This is a genomic window from Kitasatospora sp. NPDC059327, from assembly GCF_042752535.1.
Lineage (GTDB): Bacteria > Actinomycetota > Actinomycetes > Streptomycetales > Streptomycetaceae > Kitasatospora.
Map to the genome: position 1 here is coordinate 57,205 of NZ_JBHYYB010000026.1, position 18,794 is coordinate 75,998.

General features: G+C 74.0%; 14 protein-coding genes. 13 read left to right on the forward strand and 1 reads right to left on the reverse strand.

Features of this window, described 5'->3' with window-relative positions; translation table 11 throughout:
• Positions 1-337: 337 nt before the first annotated feature.
• The 7 genes from ACFXHB_RS18085 to ACFXHB_RS18115 all read left to right on the forward strand — a co-directional run bounded on the left by ACFXHB_RS18085 (position 338) and on the right by ACFXHB_RS18115 (position 10,808).
• Positions 338-2,488, forward strand: coding sequence for a glycogen debranching N-terminal domain-containing protein (locus ACFXHB_RS18085; protein WP_380575371.1), 2,151 nt, complete (start codon positions 338-340; stop codon positions 2,486-2,488).
• A 131-nt stretch (positions 2,489-2,619) separates the two neighbouring features.
• Positions 2,620-3,378 (forward strand): NUDIX domain-containing protein, encoded by a 759-nt coding sequence (locus ACFXHB_RS18090; protein ID WP_380575315.1) that lies wholly within the window; start codon positions 2,620-2,622, stop codon positions 3,376-3,378.
• 307 nt (positions 3,379-3,685) lie between these two features.
• Positions 3,686-5,368, forward strand: coding sequence for an ATP-binding cassette domain-containing protein (locus ACFXHB_RS18095; RefSeq protein WP_380575316.1), 1,683 nt, complete (start codon positions 3,686-3,688; stop codon positions 5,366-5,368).
• 3 nt (positions 5,369-5,371) lie between these two features.
• Positions 5,372-6,277, forward strand: coding sequence for a hypothetical protein (locus tag ACFXHB_RS18100; RefSeq protein ID WP_380575318.1), 906 nt, complete (start codon positions 5,372-5,374; stop codon positions 6,275-6,277).
• Positions 6,278-6,552: 275 nt separating this feature from the next.
• Positions 6,553-7,431: a FadR/GntR family transcriptional regulator gene (locus ACFXHB_RS18105; RefSeq protein WP_380575319.1), complete on the forward strand. Its 879-nt coding sequence runs from the start codon at positions 6,553-6,555 to the stop codon at positions 7,429-7,431.
• Between the two features lie 583 nt (positions 7,432-8,014).
• On the forward strand, positions 8,015-9,655 hold the full coding sequence (locus tag ACFXHB_RS18110) for an RNA polymerase sigma factor (protein WP_380575320.1): 1,641 nt from the start codon (positions 8,015-8,017) through the stop codon (positions 9,653-9,655).
• A gap of 325 nt (positions 9,656-9,980) precedes the next feature.
• On the forward strand, positions 9,981-10,808 hold the full coding sequence (locus ACFXHB_RS18115) for a S1 family peptidase (RefSeq protein ID WP_380575373.1): 828 nt from the start codon (positions 9,981-9,983) through the stop codon (positions 10,806-10,808).
• A 177-nt stretch (positions 10,809-10,985) separates the two neighbouring features.
• On the opposite strand, the gene ACFXHB_RS18120 is transcribed toward ACFXHB_RS18115, so the two are convergent.
• Entirely contained in the window at positions 10,986-11,219 is a 234-nt protein-coding gene (locus tag ACFXHB_RS18120) for a hypothetical protein (RefSeq protein ID WP_380575322.1), read from the reverse strand.
• A gap of 538 nt (positions 11,220-11,757) precedes the next feature.
• Here ACFXHB_RS18120 and ACFXHB_RS18125 point away from each other — a divergent pair.
• The 6 genes from ACFXHB_RS18125 (at position 11,758) to ACFXHB_RS18150 (ending at position 18,739) form a co-directional block, all read left to right on the forward strand.
• The gene (locus ACFXHB_RS18125) at positions 11,758-13,869 is read left to right on the forward strand and encodes a type IIA DNA topoisomerase subunit B (protein ID WP_380575324.1); all 2,112 of its coding nucleotides are present in this window, start codon (positions 11,758-11,760) and stop codon (positions 13,867-13,869) included.
• Between the two features lie 179 nt (positions 13,870-14,048).
• Entirely contained in the window at positions 14,049-14,534 is a 486-nt protein-coding gene (locus ACFXHB_RS18130) for a DUF1453 domain-containing protein (protein WP_380575325.1), read from the forward strand.
• A gap of 15 nt (positions 14,535-14,549) precedes the next feature.
• Positions 14,550-15,725, forward strand: coding sequence for a sensor histidine kinase (locus tag ACFXHB_RS18135; RefSeq protein WP_380575326.1), 1,176 nt, complete (start codon positions 14,550-14,552; stop codon positions 15,723-15,725).
• Positions 15,722-16,423 carry a response regulator gene (locus ACFXHB_RS18140; protein WP_380575328.1) on the forward strand — a complete coding sequence of 234 codons (702 nt, stop codon included), beginning with the start codon at positions 15,722-15,724 and terminating at the stop codon, positions 16,421-16,423. The genes ACFXHB_RS18135 and ACFXHB_RS18140 overlap by 4 nt, the downstream gene beginning before the upstream one ends.
• Positions 16,424-16,547: 124 nt before the next feature.
• Positions 16,548-17,072, forward strand: a complete 525-nt coding sequence (locus tag ACFXHB_RS18145; protein ID WP_380575329.1) for a DUF485 domain-containing protein — start codon at positions 16,548-16,550, stop codon at positions 17,070-17,072.
• A complete protein-coding gene (locus ACFXHB_RS18150; RefSeq protein ID WP_380575330.1) occupies positions 17,069-18,739 on the forward strand; it encodes a cation acetate symporter in 1,671 nt (556 codons plus the stop codon). Before ACFXHB_RS18145 ends, ACFXHB_RS18150 begins: the two co-directional genes overlap by 4 nt.
• Positions 18,740-18,794 lie beyond the last annotated feature (55 nt).

The window sequence follows — 18,794 nt, forward strand, 5'->3', positions numbered from 1 at the left end:
ACGGCGAAACGACCGGGGCGCCAACCGCCCGGCCGACAGGCGGTGGCCGCGCCCGTCGACGGCGGGCTTCGGTCGGGCACGCCGTCACCGGCGCGACCGGCCGAGGGCCATGACGAAGTGCCGGGCGCCAGGGCGTGCCCGGGAGAGCGCACCCGGCACCTCGGCGGTACCGGGCGTCGCATGGCACGGCCCGGCGACGGGTACGGCCAGACACGGCAGACACGCCGGCGGGAACCCCCACCGGCCAGGCACCATCAGTACGCGATCGAGCATGCTCGCGGCCCACCGGCCCCACCGGCCACCGGACCGCCGAGGGGAGGAGAGTCCGGTGACCGCCATGAGGCCACCACAGGCCATGCCGGCCGAGAGTGTGGTCGGTGCGCCGAGACCGGTCGGCCGCCCCGACCAGGTACCGCCGGGCATGCCCGCCGGCGGAGCCGTCGGCCCGGCCCGGCCGGCGTCGCCGCCGCGTCCGCAGCCCGCCGCCGTCCATCACGCGGTGCTCTGCGTCAACGCCCCCGCCATGGCCGCCTCCGGTCCGGACGGGCAACTGCGCGGCCACGGCCTCCACGGTTTCTACCGCTCCGGCGTCCGGGTACTGGCCCGGATGGAGTTGCGGATCGGTGGCATGGAGCCCCTGCCGCTCCAGGGCACCCTCACCACGGCGGCCCAGGCCCGCTTCCTCGGCGCCGTCCGGATCCCCGGCGATCCCGACCCCGATCCGGCGCTCACCGTCGAGCGCCTGCGCCACGCCGACGGGGTCGAGACCGTCACCGTCCGCAACACCGGTAGCCGGCCCGCCCGGCTGCCGCTGGAGATCGCCCTCGGCACGGACCTCGGCGCGGTCGGCGAGATCGCCGCCGGTCATCGGCCGCCGGACCTGCCCGGACAGGTGCAGTCCGCCGGGCTGCGCTGGGCCGGTCCCACCCACAGCGCCGTCGTCAGCGCCAAGCCGTCCCCGCACGCCGTCCTGGCCGGCGCCGGCGTGCTGCGCTGGGACTTGGAGGTGCAGCCCGGCGCCCGTTGGTCGGTCGAGCTGCGCACCGAGTTGGAGAGCACCACCCCCGGCCCCCGGCCGCCGGGTGGCCGGGGCACCGGAGTCCCGCTGCCGTGGGCGGAGCCGGAGATCCGCAGCGACGACCCCCGGGTCGGGCTGCTGGTGCCGCGCGCGCTGGACGCCCTCGGCGGCCTGCTGTTCGCCGACCCGGACCGACCGACCGACCTCTACCCGGCCTCCGGCGCGCCCTGGCGCTTCGGCCTCGCCCCGGCGGACGCGCTCTGGGCGGCCCGGCTGACCCTTCCGCTGGGTACCCGGCTGGCGGCCGGCACCCTGCGGGCGCTGGCCCGCCGTCAGCAGCTCGCGTCCGCGGCCGGCCAGGGCGGTCCCGGGCAGCCCGGCCGCCGCTCCGAGGGGCTGCTGCCCGGGGCGTTGCGGCACGGCGGCCCGGAGCTGCCGCCCACCTGCACGGCCACCGAGGCGACGTTGCTGTTCGTCACGGTGCTGGCCGAGGCCTGGCGTTGGGGCCTGCCCCGGCACGAGGTCGCGGAGCTGCTGCCGGCCGCCGAGCGGGCGCTCGGGGCGCTCCGCGAGGGCCTGGTCGACGGCTTCGTCACCGACCTCAGCCGCCCGGTGGAGGAGCGCGCCGCCCATCCGGTGGCGGCCCGGGCCGAGGTCCAGGCCCAGGCACACCGGGCCGCGCTGCACGGCGCCGAGCTGTTGGAGGCCTTCGGCCGCCCCGGCGCCGAGGAGTGGCGCACCTGGGCGGCAGCGCTGCGCGGGCGCTTCCGCGAGCGGTTCTGGATCGACGACCTCTCCGGTGGCCGTCCGGCGGCGGGCCTCGTCCCGGGAGGCCAGCCGCTACCGGCCGTCTCCTCCTCCTTCGTCCATCTCCTCGACCCGGGGCTCTGTGCCGACGGCGGCCGGCACGAGAGCCTGCTCGACCGCGAACAGACCAGACTGCTCGCCCAGCGGCTGGCCGCACCCGAACTGGACAGCGGCTGGGGTCTGCGCACGCTCAGCGCCAAGTCGCCCCGGTTCAATCCGCTCGGCCACCGCAGCGGGGCAGTGCGCGTCCACGAGACCGCCCTCGCGATCGCCGGGCTGGCCGAGGCCGGCCACGAGAACGAGGCCGGCGCGCTGCTGGAGGGACTGCTCGGCGCGGCCGCCCACTTCGAGGGACGACTGCCCGAGATGTACGCCGGAGAGCAGCGCGTCCCCGGCTGCCCGCCGGTGCCGCACCCGGCCGCCTGCCACCCGGCGGCGGTCTCGGCGGCCGGAGCCGTCCACGCGGTGTTCGCCCTCGCCGGGGTGCGCCCCGATGTGCCGGGCGGGCGGGTGATGGTCCGGCCGGCCAGTACGGCCCCGCTCGGCGAGCTGGAGCTGACCGGGCTGCGGGTCGCGGGTGAGCCGTTCTCGGTACGGGTGAGCCGGATCGGCGTCGCGATGGTGGAGGAGGCTTCCGCGGAGCTCCAACTGGTCGCCCGCTGACCTTCCTGATCCGTGCCGCCGTCGGTCGGGGCCGCCGCCGCCCCGACCGGTGGTCGGGACCGGGTGCGGCCAGGGCACGGTTCGTGCGCGGGCCTGTGCTTATCGTCAGAGAGACGACTATGATCGTCGCCATGTCGCGTTATGACCCGTCGGCCTTCCCCCCGTTCGCTGTCACGGTTGACCTGGTGGTGCTGACGGTGCGGGACCACGCGCTGTGCGCCCTGCTGGTCCGGCGGGGTGAGCCCCCCTTCCAGGGCTACTGGGCCCTGCCCGGCGGCTTCGTCCGCCCGGACGAGGGTCTGGCCGAGGCGGCGTCCCGGGAGCTGGCCGAGGAGACCGGCCTGCGCGCCTACTTCGCTCCCGGCCACGACGCGGCCGGCCCCGGCACGGCCGGCGCGCACCTGGAACAGCTCGCGACCTACGGTCACCCGCAGCGCGACCCCCGGATGCGGGTGGTCAGCGTGGCCTACCTCGTGCTGGCACCGGACCTGCCGACCCCGCGGGCCGGTGGCGACGCCAGCGGCGCCCGCTGGGCGCCGGTCGCCGAACTGCTCGGGCAGAGCCCGGTCGACGGCGTCCCGCTCGCCTTCGACCACGGGCTGATCCTGGCCGACGGGGTCGAGCGCGCCCGTTCCAAGATCGAGTACTCCTCGCTGGCGACGGCCTTCTGTCCCACCGAGTTCACCGTCGGCGAGCTGCGCCGGGTCTACGAGGCGGTGTGGGGCGTGGTGCTCGACCCGAGGAACTTCCACCGCAAGGTCACCGGTACCCCCGGCTTCCTGCTGCCCTCCGGCGGCACGACCACGCGTCAGGGCGGTCGCCCGGCCCAGCTGTTCACGGCCGGCGGGGCCACCGTGCTCAACCCGCCCATGCTGCGCCCGGAGTCCTGAGGCCGCTGCGCCCGGCCGCTGTGCCCGGCGGTTGTGCCCGCCCGCTTCGTCTGGCCGCTGTGCCCGGCCGGCGCTCGTACCGCCGCCCCCGAGCGTCCGCGGCTCCGGGTCCGATCAGTACCCCGTGGCTCCGTCGCAGGATCGGATTGTCCCCTGATCGGGTGAGGTGCGCGGGCAGCGGGCCCGTGCCGCTCCCGTAATGCCCGGAATCGCCGCTCAGGCCCCCTAATGTGCTGGCGCGGGGCCGTGCGGGCACGGTCCCGCGTCGCGCAGACCAGGTCGGCCGAGGGCACGGGAGCAGCCAGCGATGATCCAGATCACCGGACTGACCAAGGTCTACCGCAGGAGCGGGCCGCCGGCCGTGCTCGATCTGACCTTCGATGCCCGCCCAGGTGCGGTGACGGCCCTGTTGGGCCCCGAGGACGCGGGCAAGTCCACCGCGCTGCGGCTGATGCTCGAACTCGAACGCGGCCAGGGTGTCACGCTCTTCGGTGGCCGCACCTACCGGCGGCTCCGGCGCCCGGAGCGTGAGGTCGGCGTGCTGCTGCCCGGCCCCGGAGGAGCCGAGGGGGCGATGGCGGGGCATCCGGGCCGCAAGGCCGTCAGCCATCTCCGCATGCTGGCGGCGGCCGTCGGAGTACCCGCCCGGCGGGCCGACGAACTCCTGGAGCAGACCCGGCTGGCCGCCGTGGCCGGACAGCGGCTGCGCACCTTCTCGCCCGGCATGCACCGGCGGCTGGCCCTGGCGACGGCGCTGCTCGCGGATCCCGGCACCTTGGTGCTCGACGCGCCCACCGAGGGGTTGTCGCCGCGCAACGTGGAGTGGTTCCACTCCTTCCTGCGGTCGTTCGGCGTCGCGGGCGGCACGGTTCTGGTGACCACCCGCACGCCGCAGGAGGCCGCCCGGCTGGCGGACCGTGTGATCACGCTCGACCAGGGCCGCCTGGTGGCCGATCAGCCGGTGGCGGAGTTCTGCCGCACCCGGCTCAGCCCCGAGGTCGCCGTGCGCGGGCCGCAGATGGCCCGGTTGGCCGATCTGCTGTCGGGCCAGGGCGCCGCGGTCCGCCGGGACGGCGGGGCCGGCCTCGCCGTGGCGGGGATCGGCCGCACCGAGATCGGTGAACTCGCCTACCGGCACGGCATCCTGCTGCACGAGCTGGCCGACCGGGTGGTCGAGCAGCCCGCTCCCCGCGTCACCCTGCCCGCGGCTTCGGGGCGTTCGGGGCGGCTCCAGGTCGCGTCGGCGCCGGGCGAACCCCGCCCGGCCGAGCCCCGTGCGGGGACCCGCCGGTCGGCGAGGGCCGCCGGTGTGGCGACCGCCGCGCGGGAGGACGAAGTGCCCGAGGACGAGGTGCCGGAGGAGCACCGGGTGTCCCCGAACACGTCGTCCCGGGTACCCCCACCGAGCGCGGGGACGCCGAGCGCGGGCGCGCCGACCGCCGCCATGCCGAGTGCGGGCGCGCTGCCGGTCCTCGCGCTGCCCTCCTCGTCCGCTGTGGCCGCGGCCGCCGGCAGTGCCGCCGTCGCGGCCGCCACGGCGCTGTCGGCGGTCACGGGCCGCGCCGTCCGGTCCTCGCGCCGGCAGGACCAGCAGCCCCGGCCGGACCGCCGGCCGGACCCGTCCCACCGGCCCGAGCCGGAGAGCGGCGGGGCCACCGGCAGGACCAGCACGACCAACACGACCAGCACCACCGGCATCACCGACGCCGTCGGGGCCGCCGACGGCATCGAGAGCGCCGACACCTCTCCGACCGTCGCCGTGGACCGCCTGTTCCGCGACGGTCTCCGCGGCCTGGCCCGCTCCGGCGGCGATCCGGCTCCCGAGCCGCGGACCCGGCACGAGGACACGGCCGCTGGCGACCTGATGACCGCCGACACCGTCCGGCTCGGACGGCTGGACCCGGCGACGGCCGTCGGCGCGCCACCCACCCACCCGGCCCCGGCGGTCACCCCCGCCACCCCCGCCGCCCCCGACCACCGGAGCGAGTGAACCGTGCGTGTACTGGCCTACGAACTGCGCCGACTGCGCGGCCTCCGCTCCACCTGGCTGCTCCTGGCCGCCGTGCTGCTCTGCGACGCCGCAGTGGCCGCGGTGCTGGCCGCCCAGACGCCCGCCGGGCCGCTGACCGGGTCGGCGGGAGTGCGGCTGCTGACGGCGACCGTGCCGCTGATCCCGCTGCCGTTCGCGGCACTCGGCGCCGGGGTGCTGGGCGCGCTCTCCTACGGTCACGAGGTGCGACACCCCGGGCTGGCGGCCTCGCAGGTGTCGTATCCGCGCCGGGTGCGGCTGCTGCTGGCCAAGCTGCTGGTGATCGGCCCGGTGGGGGGGTTGCTGGCGCTCGCGACCCTGCTGGTCGACACGGTGGCCGTGCACGTCGCGCTCCCGGCCGGGGTCACGGTGGCGGCCTGGTCGGAGCCGGCCGCCCTGTCGGACCGGGTGTCCGAGGCGCTGTCCTCGGCCGGCCTCGCCGGGCTCGCCGACCTGCCCGGGGCGTTCGCCCCGGCGGCGCTCGCGGTCGGCCACGGGGCGCCGGCCGCCCTGCTGGCCTTCGTCCTGCTGGTGGTGGTGGCCGGTTGGACCGGGGTGCTGACGGCCTCGCTGACCCGCAGCGCCGCTGCCGGCGTGCTGCTGCTCTGCGCGCTGCCGCCGCTGCTGGAGTCCGGAGTGGCGCTGCTGCTGCGGCAGACGGGTACGGCCTGGCCGGCCCGCGCGACGGAGTTGCTGCCGTTCCAGTCCGGTGTCGAGTGGGCGTACGGATGGGTGTACGGCGGGGACCGCCGGGTTGCGGAGAGCGGTTCGGTGCTGACCGATCCCGCGCTCCTGGCCGCGGTGACGGCGCCGGCGTTCGTGCTGCTGCTGGTCTCCCTCCTGGTCCAGGCCCGGCGTCGGGCCCTCTGAGCCGTCGGACCGGCCTCCGGCCCCCGCCCGGACCGCCCCGCCCCGGGACGTCGCCGGAGGCCGGTCGAAGGACTCGCCGAAGCGCTGGAGACCGCCGGGAGGGCCCCCGCCCGGCCCGGACCCCCGCTGACGGTTCGACAAGATCGACCAGCAGTGGCCGTAATGTGCGGTTCTTCCTGATAAGAAGTCAATTATCCAGTCACGGTCGATCACCCTTTCGTGTGCTTTTCACGAGAATTCTCAAGCTGCGCCCGCCGATCGCCGACAAAGGACCTGTGAGTACCCTTGCGCACCCCACCATGACCCCCACCCGTTCCGCCGAAGGTGCCATCCCCGGCGCCGGCGAGCTGGACCGCTTCTCGTACGCCGACCGGCCGACCCCGCCGGCGCCCCGCTGGGAGGGCGCCGAGTCGGATCTGGCCCGGGTCGGCCGCAAGACCACCAGCAGCCGCGGTCGAGGCCTGCACGGCCAGCTCGTGCAGCAGCTCGGCCAGATGATCGTCTCGGGCGACCTCGGTGCCGACCGCCCGCTCGTCCCCGAGGAGATCGGCCAGCGTTTCGAGGTCTCCCGCACCGTCGTCCGTGAGTCGCTGCGCGTGCTGGAGGCCAAGGGCCTGGTCAGTGCCCGGCCGAACGTCGGCACCCGGGTCCGCCCGGTCGGCGACTGGAACCTGCTCGACCCGGACATCATCGAGTGGCGTGCCTTCGGCCCGCAGCGCGACGAGCAGCGCCGGGAGCTGTTCGAACTCCGCTGGGCGATCGAGCCGCTCGCCGCCCGGCTCGCCGCCGGCCACGGCCGGGAGGACGTCCAGCAGCGACTGGTCGAGCTGACCGAGATCATGGGCCACGCCTCGGCCCAGGCCGACCTCTCCACGTTCTCGCGGGCCGACGCCGAGCTGCACGCCCTGGTCCTGCAGATGGCGGGGAACCGGATGCTGGAGCACCTCTCCGGGATCGTCTCCTGCGCGCTGCAGGTGTCCGGCGGCCCGGCCACCGCCTGCGAGCGGCCCTCGGAGGCCTCGGTCAGCCTGCACGCCCGGCTGGTGGACGCCCTGGGCACCGGCGACGGCACGGCCGGCGAGGCCGCGGTGCGGGCGCTGCTCACCGTGCACCCGGAGATCGAGCCGTCCGTCCCCGCCCCTCGGGAGCACTGAGTCGCCCACCCGGCGACCGAGCGGCCCCGCGACCCCCTGGCCCTCCGGCCGCACCGCACGGCGCGGTCGGAGGGCTTCGTCGCGCCCACGCCCCCTCGGCGGCCGTCCGCCGCCCGCCGGCCGCCGCGCCCCCGACCCGTCCGTCGCCGTCCCCGTCGCCGCCGCGGCCGCGCCGAGCGCGCCGGTGGGTCCGACGGTGCACCGCCCCGATCCGCCGAATCGCCGCACCCCCGCGGTGGCCGTGCGCGAGAATGGCCTGCCCATGCCAAGAGCTTGGCCGCGAGTGAGGGATGATGGATGCGGGCCCCGAGCCGCGCACGCCGAGTGGTGTGACCCGCGACACGAAGGCCATGCGTAACACTTGACGAGTAGCAGCGATGTGTCCTGAGCGGAAGCAGCTCCGGAATACCCCAACATGTCAGAATGCTGTGTTGGTCTGCGGCGCTGCTGCCGTCCTGCAAACCCAGTCCTCAAGCCCGAGTCGGTCGGAATCGACACCGCGCGTCCGACGCGCGATTTCCTTCCCCGCCCGCTCGGGCGGCCGGTACGGGTTCGAGTCCACTCATCGTCCGAGAGGTTGTTCGTGTCGGCCAGCACATCCCGTTCACTTCCCCCCGAGATCGCCGAGTCCGCGGCTCTGCTGGCGCTCATCGAGCGGGGCAAGGCCCAGGGGCAGATCGCCGGTGACGACGTGCGCCAGGCGTTCGAGGCGGACCAGATCCCGGTCACCAAGTGGAAGAACGTCATGCGCAGCCTCAACCAGGTTCTGATTGAGGAGGGGGTGGACCTTATGGTCAGCGCGGCCGAGCCGGCCGGCGCCAAGCGCAAGAGCGTCGCTGCCAAGAGCCCCACCAAGCGCACTGCCACCAAGGCGGTCACCACCCGGAACCCGGCCGCCCCGGCGGCCCCGACCAAGCCCCCCGTGCGCATCGCGCCCGGTGCCACCATCTCGACCCCGGCGGTCGCGGCCGCCGCGGCCCCGCTCGGCACGGTGTCCGCCGAGATCACCGTCGACGGGACCGGGCTCTCCGCCGAGGCGAAGGCGTCCGCGGCCAAGAAGGCGGCCCCGGCGAAGAAGGCGGCCGCCAAGAAGACCGCCGCGCCGGCCAAGAAGACCGCTGCCAAGAAGACCGCCGCCACCAAGACGGGCAAGGGCGACGAGGAGATCTCCGGCGAGGAGGAGCTGCTCGAGGACGTCGCGCTGCCCGGCGACAAGGCGGGCGAGGAGGCGGAGCCCGAGGAGGAGTCGCAGGGGTTCGTCCTCTCCGACGACGACGAGGACGACGCCCCGGCCCAGCAGGTCGCGGTCGCCGGCGCCACCGCCGACCCGGTCAAGGACTACCTGAAGCAGATCGGCAAGGTCCCGCTGCTCAACGCCGAGCAGGAGGTCGAGCTCGCCAAGCGCATCGAGGCCGGCCTGTTCGCCGAGGACAAGCTCTCGGCCGCCGACAAGCTGGCTCCGAAGCTCAAGCGCGAGCTGGAGATCATCGCCGAGGACGGCCGCCGCGCCAAGAACCACCTGCTGGAGGCCAACCTCCGTCTGGTGGTCTCGCTGGCCAAGCGGTACACCGGCCGCGGCATGCTCTTCCTCGACCTGATCCAGGAGGGCAACCTCGGTCTGATCCGTGCGGTCGAGAAGTTCGACTACACCAAGGGCTACAAGTTCTCCACCTACGCCACGTGGTGGATCCGCCAGGCCATCACCCGCGCGATGGCCGACCAGGCCCGCACCATCCGTATCCCGGTGCACATGGTCGAGGTCATCAACAAGCTGGCCCGCGTCCAGCGCCAGATGCTCCAGGACCTGGGCCGCGAGCCCACCCCGGAGGAGCTGGCCAAGGAACTCGACATGACCCCGGAGAAGGTCATCGAGGTCCAGAAGTACGGTCGCGAGCCCATCTCGCTGCACACCCCGCTGGGTGAGGACGGCGACAGCGAGTTCGGTGACCTGATCGAGGACTCCGAGGCGGTCGTGCCGGCCGACGCGGTCTCCTTCACCCTGCTCCAGGAGCAGCTGCACTCGGTGCTCGACACCCTGTCCGAGCGTGAGGCGGGCGTGGTCTCGATGCGCTTCGGCCTGACGGACGGCCAGCCGAAGACGCTGGACGAGATCGGCAAGGTGTACGGGGTCACCCGTGAGCGCATCCGCCAGATCGAGTCCAAGACCATGTCGAAGCTGCGCCACCCGTCGCGTTCCCAGGTGCTGCGCGACTACCTGGACTGATCCGCCACCGGCGGGACCGTCGCCGGACCACCCGGTCCGGTGAGGTCCGGCGACCCGCCTTCCGAGAGGGCCCGGAGCATCGCGCTCCGGGCCCTCTCGCGTTTGTCCGGTGGGCCGCTCGGAGCCCGGCCCGTCAGCGTCCGGGTGGCCGTTGTCGCTCGTCCGGGTGGCGGTGCGGCGGGAAACGGTCGCGGATCGTAGTCGATCACCTACGCTGTGCCGGTTGCCTGCTGCCGAGCCAACTGGAGACACGGTGCTGCCCAACCCGGATCGCGCGGACCTGCTGACCGGCGCCTCGCCATCGGTACACCCGGTCACCCGGCCGGTGCGCCGCCGCCACCGGGCCGCCGTCCTCGGTCTGCTCGCGGCGCTGCCCGCGAGCCTGGTGGCGTTCGGCCCGGCCGCGCCGGCCCAGGCCCAGCGGCGGATCGTCGGCGGGGTCGCGACGACCACCGCGGAACACCCGTGGATGGTCGCGGTCGCCAGTCGCCAGCAGTTCGGCAACGGCCGCTCGGGGCAGTTCTGCGGTGGCGCGCTGGTCACCCCGACCAAGGTGGTGACGGCCGCGCACTGCTTCTACGACGAGTCCAAGGGCCGACGGGTGGACCGGCCCGGCCTGAAGGTCGTGGTCGGCCGGGACGACCTGCGGGGCTCGGTCGGCCGTGAGGTGCCCGTCCAGGAGGTCTGGATCCACCCGGACTACGCCTTCGCCGCCAATATGAACGATGTGGCGGTGCTCACGCTCAGTGAGTCGCAGGGTGCCCGGCCCGTGATCGACCTGGTCGGCCAGGGGGAGGTCGAGTCGTACCGGGCGGGCAACCGGGCACAGGTCTACGGCTGGGGGGACAGCACCGGCCGGGGTGACTACTCGCCCACGCTCCGTGGTGTCGACGTCTCGATCGTGCCGGACCAGGCCTGCGCGCAGGCCTACCCCGGGGGGTCAGACGGGCACTTCGACGCCCGTGGCATGGTCTGCGCCGGCGAGGAGAAGGGCGGGAAGGACGCCTGCCAGGGGGACAGCGGCGGCCCGCTGGTCGTCGCCGGCCGCCTGGCCGGGCTGGTCTCCTGGGGGACGGGCTGCGCGGAGGCGGCCCACCCGGGTGTCTACACCCGGATCGGTGCGGTCTCCGACGCGGTACGCGCCGTCCTGTAGTCGCCGGGTCACGTTCTGACGTGGCGTCGCCCGCTCCGGCCGACGCCCTGTCGTCGGCCGGAAACAGCAGAGCCGGGTGACCGACCCCCCGAGGGGGAACGGTCACCCGGCTCACCGGTCGCGCGTGGTGCGCGGCCGGACACAGCTCGTGGCCTGCTGCTGCTGTGGCGCCCGGTATCAGCGCTCTTCGTCGGCGGCCGTGGCGTTGGTGGCGGTGCTGAGCCGGCCGCTCTCGTCCTGTATCTCCACGGCGATCTTCTTGAGCTCGGGCTCGAACTTCCGGCCGTGATGGGCGCAGAAGAGCAGCTCTCCGCCGCTGGCGAGTACGACGCGCAGGTAAGCCTGGGCGCCGCAGCGGTCGCAGCGGTCAGCCGCGGTGAGCGGGCTCGCAGGGGTCAGAACAGTAGTCACGTCGCCTCTTCTCTAGCTCGACGAGCTGTCGTACCAGGGTCAACATCCAACCAGGCCGAAAACGTTCCCGCTCGTGGCTTTTCTTCTTTGAGGATTCTGCTGTGTTGATGAGGACGTGCCCCGGGGGCCGGTGGTTCATGCGTACCGAATCCCAGGATCCGCCCGTCGCTCGAACGCCCGATCGGGACGGGGTGCGAGGTCCGCGTAGCATAATCCTCTGCTGGGTTGGAGCATAAGCCCCGTCCTGGGCCCCGGTAGCCTGCATAACGGCAGTTCCGGAGCCTGCCCCCGGCCCCACGATCCGCCAGGACCGCTGGTACCGGGAGGAGATGGCGCTCCGGTACGCGGAAACCGGAGCGGTGCTTGTTCGCGCAGCGCGTACAAGCTGCGCGGGACCCTCCCGTCGTGCTGTGCACTCACCGCAGGGGCGTGCACACGCGGAGGAACTGCTGTCGGTGCGGTGTGCTGCACTGGCGGACGTTCCGGCTGTGCCCGGATGTGACCGATGAGACAGAACTTCACCGAGGAGAGTGCCCGCGTGAGTGCCGAAACGACCGTGCCGTCCGCACTGCTGGCCGGCGACGACGGCTCCAACTACACCGCTCGGCACCTGCTCGTCCTGGAGGGCCTGGAGGCGGTCCGCAAGCGCCCCGGCATGTACATCGGCTCCACCGACAGCCGGGGCCTGATGCACTGCCTCTGGGAGATCATCGACAACTCGGTCGACGAGGCCCTCGGCGGCTACTGCGACCACATCGACGTCGTCCTGCACGAGGACTCCTCGGTCGAGGTGCGCGACAACGGCCGCGGCATCCCGGTGGACGTCGAGCCCAAGACCGGGCTCTCCGGTGTCGAGGTCGTGATGACCAAGCTGCACGCCGGCGGCAAGTTCGGCGGCGGCTCGTACGCGGCCTCCGGCGGCCTGCACGGCGTCGGAGCGTCCGTCGTCAACGCCCTCTCGGCCCGGTTGGACGTGGAGGTCGACCGCGGTGGCCACACCCACGCGATCAGCTTCCGCCGGGGCACCCCCGGCATCTTCACCGAGGGCGGCCCGGATGCCCCGTTCGAGCCCGCCAACGGCCTCAGCAAGGCCCGCAAGGTGCCGAAGACCCGTACCGGCACCCGGATCCGCTACTGGGCCGACCGGCAGATCTTCCTCAAGGACGCCCGGCTCTCGCTGGAGCACCTGCACAACCGGGCCCGGCAGACCGCGTTCCTCGTCCCCGGCCTGACCATCGTCGTCCGTGACGAGCGACTGACCGAGAGTGACCAGGTCGAGGAGTCGACCTTCCGCTTCGACGGCGGCATCGCCGAGTTCTGCGAGTTCCTCGCGCCGGACAAGCCGGTCTGCGACGTGCTGCGGCTGCACGGCGAGGGGACCTTCAAGGAGACCGTCCCCGTCCTGGACGAGGTCGGCCACATGACGCCCACCGAGGTCACCCGCCACCTCGGGGTGGACATCGCGCTTCGCTGGGGCGCCGGGTACGACACCACGGTGCGCTCCTTCGTCAACATCATCGCCACCCCCAAGGGCGGCACCCACATCACCGGGTTCGAGCGCTCGCTCGCCAAGACCGTCAACGAGGCACTGCGCGCCGCCAAGCTGCTGCGCGTCGCCGAGGACGACATCACCAAGGACGACGCCACCGAGGGTCTCACCGCCGTGGTCACCGTCCGGCTCGCGGAGCCGCAGTTCGAGGGCCAGACGAAGGAGGTGCTGGGCACCTCGGCGGCCAACCGGATCGTCGCCGCGGTGGTCGCCAAGGAGCTCAAGGCCTTCCTGACCTCCGCCAAGAAGGACGAGAAGCTGCAGGCCAGGGCGGTGCTGGAGAAGGTCGCCGCCGCCGCCCGGACCAGGGTCGCCGCCCGTCAGCACAAGGAGGCCCAGCGCCGGAAGACCGCGCTGGAGACCAGCTCGCTGCCGGCCAAGCTCGCCGACTGCCGCAGCGACGACGTCGAGCGCAGCGAACTCTTCATCGTCGAGGGGGACTCCGCCCTCGGTACCGCCAAGCTGGCCCGCAACTCGGAGTTCCAGGCCCTGCTGCCGATCCGCGGCAAGATCCTCAATGTGCAGAAGGCGTCCGTGAGCGACATGCTCAAGAACACCGAGTGCGCCGCGATCATCCAGGTGATAGGGGCCGGTTCGGGCCGCACCTTCGACATCGACCAGGCCCGCTACGGCCGGGTCATCTTCATGGCCGACGCCGACGTCGACGGCTCGCACATCCGCTGCCTGCTGCTGACGCTATTTCAGCGGTACATGCGGCCCATGGTCGAGCAGGGTCGGGTCTTCGCCGCCGTCCCGCCGCTGCACCGGACCGAGCTCACCAACCCCAAGCGTGGTCAGGACAAGTACCACTACACCTACTCCGACGCCGAGCTGCGCTCCACCTTGCTGGAGTTCCAGCGCAAGGGCATGCGCTGGAAGGAGCCGGTGCAGCGCTACAAGGGTCTGGGCGAGATGGACGCCGACCAGCTGGCCGAGACCACCATGGACCCGCGCCACCGCACGCTGCGCCGGATCAACCTGGGCGACCTGGAGCAGGCCGAGAGGATCTTCGACCTGCTGATGGGCAACGACGTCGCCCCCCGCAAGGAGTTCATCGTCGACTCGGCGGCCACCCTGGACCGCTCCCGCATCGACGCCTGAGCGGCGCCCCCGGGCACACCCCCGCACAGCCGTGCGACGAGGGCCCTCCACCCATGGGTGGAGGGCCCTCGGGCGTTCGGCTCCATCCGTTCGTCCACCCCGGCTCCGATCAGCCGGGAGCGTCCGATCCGTAGCGTCGGGGAGGTCAGCAACCACCTCCTGGCGGGACGGAGAGTCCGATGAGCACCCTGGTCAACGTCGTCGCGGTCATCGCGGTGATGGCCCTGGTCGTCCGGCGCCAGATGCGCGCCCAGCGGCTGGACACCGATCGCCGCGTCTGGGTGCTGCCGCTGGTCCTCGGCGCGCTCGCGCTGCGCGACCCGCGGCTGATCGACCACGAGCACACCGCGCAGTCGGCCGTCCTGCTCGGCTGCGGACTGGTCGCGGTGCTCGCGATGGGTTCCGTGTGGGGCTGGACCGTCCGGCTCTGGCGGGCCGGGGACGGCGGGCTGTGGGCCAAGGGCACCAGGGCCACGGTGGCCGCCTGGGTCGGGATGATCGTCATCCGGCTCGGCCTCTACGGGGTCGGCGCGGCCCTGCACGTCCACCAGGCGGCCAGTGCGCTGCTGCTCGGCCTGGCGGTGCTGCTGCTGGTCCGCTCGCTCGTGGTGAACTGGAGGGCGCGGACGCTGGAGGCCCCGGGCCAGGTCGCAGGGCTGCGCTGACCCACCACCGCGAGCATGGAGGAGGCACCCGTGGCCGGGTGGTACTGGACCCGCTGGCCGTCCCGCGAGGGGCTGGAGCGCGACGCCGACAGCCGGCCGCGACGGGTCCTGACCGCGCTCGGCCGGGCCGTCCTGCTGGTCACCGTCTGCTGGGGGACGTTCTCCGCCGGCACCTACACCGGCTGGGCGGTGGTGGTCGCGGTGGCCGGGCTGGTCGCGGCCGTCGGCCTGTCCGCCGGGTACCTGCGCGCCGCCCGGGAGCAGCGGCCGGCGCTGTCGTTCGGGCTGGCCGCCGGCCTGCTCGGGGTGGCCTGGCTGGCCAACCGGGGCCAGGCCTTCCTGCTCGCCGACGTCCTCTGGTGCGGCCTGGCGGTGACCGCCCTGATCCGGCTGCCGCCCGCGCCGGCGCTGCTCACCGCGGCGGCCGCCCTCGGTTCGTACGCCGCGGCCAGCTGGGCGAGTTGGCTGAGCGTCGTCGCCACGGTCGGCGGCCTCGCGCTGCTCGGCTACCTGCTGCGGCTGGACACCGAGGCACGCGGCACCGCCCGGCGGCTGCTGGCCCAGGAGCGGGCCGCGCGGGCCGCCGAGGCGGAGAGCGCCGCGCTCGCCGAGCGGGCCAGGATCGCCCGGGAGATCCACGACGTGCTGGCCCACAGCCTCTCCGCGCAGCTCGTCCACCTGGAGGCGGCCCGGCTGATGCTGGACGCGGGCACCGACCGGGAGCGGGTCCGCGAACGGGTGGTGGCCGCACGGCGGATGGCGCAGGACGGCCTGGCCGACACCCGGCAGGCGCTCTCCGCGCTGCGCGGCGAGTTCACCCCGGTCGGCGAGTTCCTGGTGGAGCTGACCGGGCGTGAGCGGGCGGCGCTCTCCGTCACCGGGACGCCGCGCCCGCTCCCCGCCGAGGCGGGGCTCGCGGTGCGGCGCACCGCGCAGGAAGCGCTGACCAACGTGCGCAAACACGCCCCCGGCGCACGCTGCGCGCTCGAACTGCGCTACCTGCCCGAGGCGGTGGAGCTGGAGGTGCGCAACGGCCGGCCGGGGCGCGGCGAGCCGGCGGGCGGGCTGACGGACAGCGGCAGCGGGTACGGTCTGCTGGGGATGCGCGAACGCGCGGAACTGCTCGGCGGCACCCTGCTGGCGGGCCCGGACGAGGGAGGGTGGCGCGTGCTGCTGCGGGTACCGGCGTGAACGGGACGGACCCGACCAGGGTGCTGGTGTCGGACGACCAGACCGTGGTGCGCGAGGGCATCGTGATGCTGCTCGGCCTGCTGCCGGGCATCGAGGTGGTCGCCGCCGCCGCCGACGGCGAGGAGGCCGTCGCGCTGGTCGAGCGGCACCGCCCGGACGTGGTCCTGATGGACCTGCGGATGCCGCGCTGCGACGGCGTCGAGGCGACTCGCCGGATCCGGGCCGCGCACCCGGAGACGGAGGTGGTGGTGCTCACCACCTACGCCGACGACGACTCGCTCTTCCCCGCGCTGCAGGCCGGGGCGCGCGGTTACCTCACCAAGGACGCGGGCGGCGAGGAGATCGCCCGGGCCATCGCGGACGTCCGCTCGGGTGCGGCCGGGCTCTCCCCGCAGGTGCAGTCGCGCCTGCTGGAGCGGCTGGCGGACGGTGCGGCGCGGGCCGCCGCGCCGAGTGCGGCGCAGGCCGGGACGGGCCGGCCGGGGGAGCTGCCGGACGGGCTGACCGCCCGCGAGGCCGAGGTGCTGGCCCTGATCGCGGAGGGTCTCTCCAACACCGAGATCGCCCGGCGGCTGTTCGTCAGCCCGGCCACCGTGAAGACGCACATCAACAATCTGTTCGCCAAGACGGCGGTGCGCGACCGGGCCCAGGCGGTCGCGTACGCCTTCCGCCACGGGATCACCGGTACGCAGCAGTAGTCGGATGAGCGCCTGTCGGATCATCGATCACCTCATCGAGTGAACGTATCTGCAATGGGAGTTTGCGGGCTCCGCGGGCCCCCATCATGGGTTCGGTCAGAGCCCCGCCGGTCCAGGAGCAGCAGTGCCACAGCAGCAGACGAGCAGTCCCGGGCAGGGGCAGCGATTCGACTGGTGGGCCGCTCCCGCCGCGGCCCCCCAACCCGGTCGGCCCGCGCCGTCGGCGCCCCAGGGGCCGCCGAGCCCGCCGCCCGCCCGGGGGGAGACCGCGGCACCCGCCCGGCCGCTCCCGCCGGTACCCGCGCCGCCGGTCGAGGCCCCGCCGGCCGTCGACACCAGCAGCGAGGTGTACCGCGCCGTCCAGGCCAGCCAGGCGTTCCAGGAGATCAAGCGCGGCTACCGGGCCTTCGTCCTCCCGGTCAGCGGGGCGTTCCTCGGCTGGTACCTGCTCTACGTCGCGGCCCAGGCCGCCGCGCCAGGGGTGATGCGCAGCCAGGTCGCCGGCCCGGTCAACGTGGCCTGGCTGCTGGGCCTGCTGCAGTTCGCCTCGACCTTCGTGCTCACCTGGCTCTACGCCCGCAACGCCCGCACCAAGCGGGACCGGGCCGCGCTGGAGCTCCGCTGGGACACCCAGGACCAGCTGCGATGAGGACCGCCACCCCGCCCCCCGTCGCCCCGGCCGGAGACCACCACGACCTGGCCGTCGTGCTGTTCGCCGTCATCGTCCTGGTCACCCTGGGCATCACCCTCTGGGTGGGCCGCCGGGGCAGCGCCGCCGAGGACTTCTACGCCGGCGGCCGTGACTTCACCCCGCTGCAGAACGGCTTCGCCCTCTCCGGCGACTACCTCTCCGCCGCGTCGTTCCTCGGCGTCGCCGGGCTGATCGCGCTGTACGGCTACGACGGCGTGCTCTACAGCATCGGCTTCCTGGTCGCCTGGCTGGTGGTGCTGATGCTCGTCGCCGAACTGGTCCGCAACGCCGGCCGGTACACCCTCGCCGACGTGCTGGCCCTGCGGCTGCGGCGGCGCAAGGTCCGGGCGGCCGCCGGCGGCGCCAGTGTCGTCGTCACCCTGCTCTACCTGGTCGCCCAGATGGTCGGCGCGGGCAGCCTGGTCGCCCTGCTGCTCGGCACCAGCAGCAGTGAGGCCCGGACCTGGACCATCGTGGCGGTGGGCGGTCTGATGATCGTCTACGTCACGGTCGGCGGGATGCGGGCCACCACCTGGATCCAGATCGTCAAGGCCTTCCTGCTGATCGCGGGCTCGGTGCTGCTCACCGTGCTGCTGATGGTCCGCTTCCACGGGGACGTCGCCGAACTGATGCGGCAGGCCGCCCAGCACAGTGGCGCCGGGCAGCGGTACCTGGAGCCGGGGCTCAAGTACGGGGCGAGCTTCACCAGCCGGCTGGACTTCTTCAGCCTCGGCCTCGCACTGGTGCTGGGGACGGCGGGCCTGCCGCACATCCTCTCCCGCTTCTACACCGTGCCCACCGCGCGGGCCGCCCGGCGCTCCACGATGTGGGCGATCGGGCTGGTCGGCAGCTTCTACCTGATGGCCATCGCGCTCGGCCTGGGCGCCACCGCGCTGGTCGGCTCGGCCGAGGTCCGGCACGCCAACTCGGCGGGCAACACGGCCGTCCCGCTGCTCGCCCTCGTGCTCGGCGGCGGCAACGGCAGCACCGGCGGGGTGGTGCTGTTCGCACTGATCTCGGCGATCGCCTTCGCCACCATCCTCGCCGTGGTCGCCGGGCTGACGCTCGCCTCCTCGGCGGCCTTCGCCCACGACATCTGGGCGGGCGCCTGGCGGGGCCGCCCGCGTCGGCGGCGAGGTGGTGTCCCGGCCTCCCGGCGGGCCCGCAGGGAGGCCTCCGAGCAGGAGGAGGTCGGCGTCGCCCGGATCGCGGCGGTGGGGATCGGCGCGATCGCGATCGCGCTCAGCCTCTTCGCCCAGCAACTGAACGTCGCCTTCCTGGTCGGCCTGGCCTTCGCGGTGGCCGCCTCGGCCAACCTGCCGGTGCTGCTGTACACGCTGTTCTGGCGCCGGTTCACCCCCCAGGGCGCGGTCTGGTCGGTGTACGGCGGGCTGATCCCGGCGATCGTGCTGGTGACCTTCTCGCCGGTGGTCTCCGGCAGCAAGGTGGCGCTCTTCCCGGGGGTGGACTTCCACTGGTTCCCGCTGGAGAACCCGGGCATCATCTCCATCCCGCTGGGCTTCCTGGCCGGCTGGATCGGCACCCTCCTCTCGCCCGAACCGGCCGATCCGGACCGCTACGCCGAGCTGGAGGTCCGCTCCCTCACCGGCGCCGGCGCGGCCTGAGCCGCGGCCCGCGCGCCCACGGAGCCCCGACGGGCCTGGGAACCGTCGGGGCTCC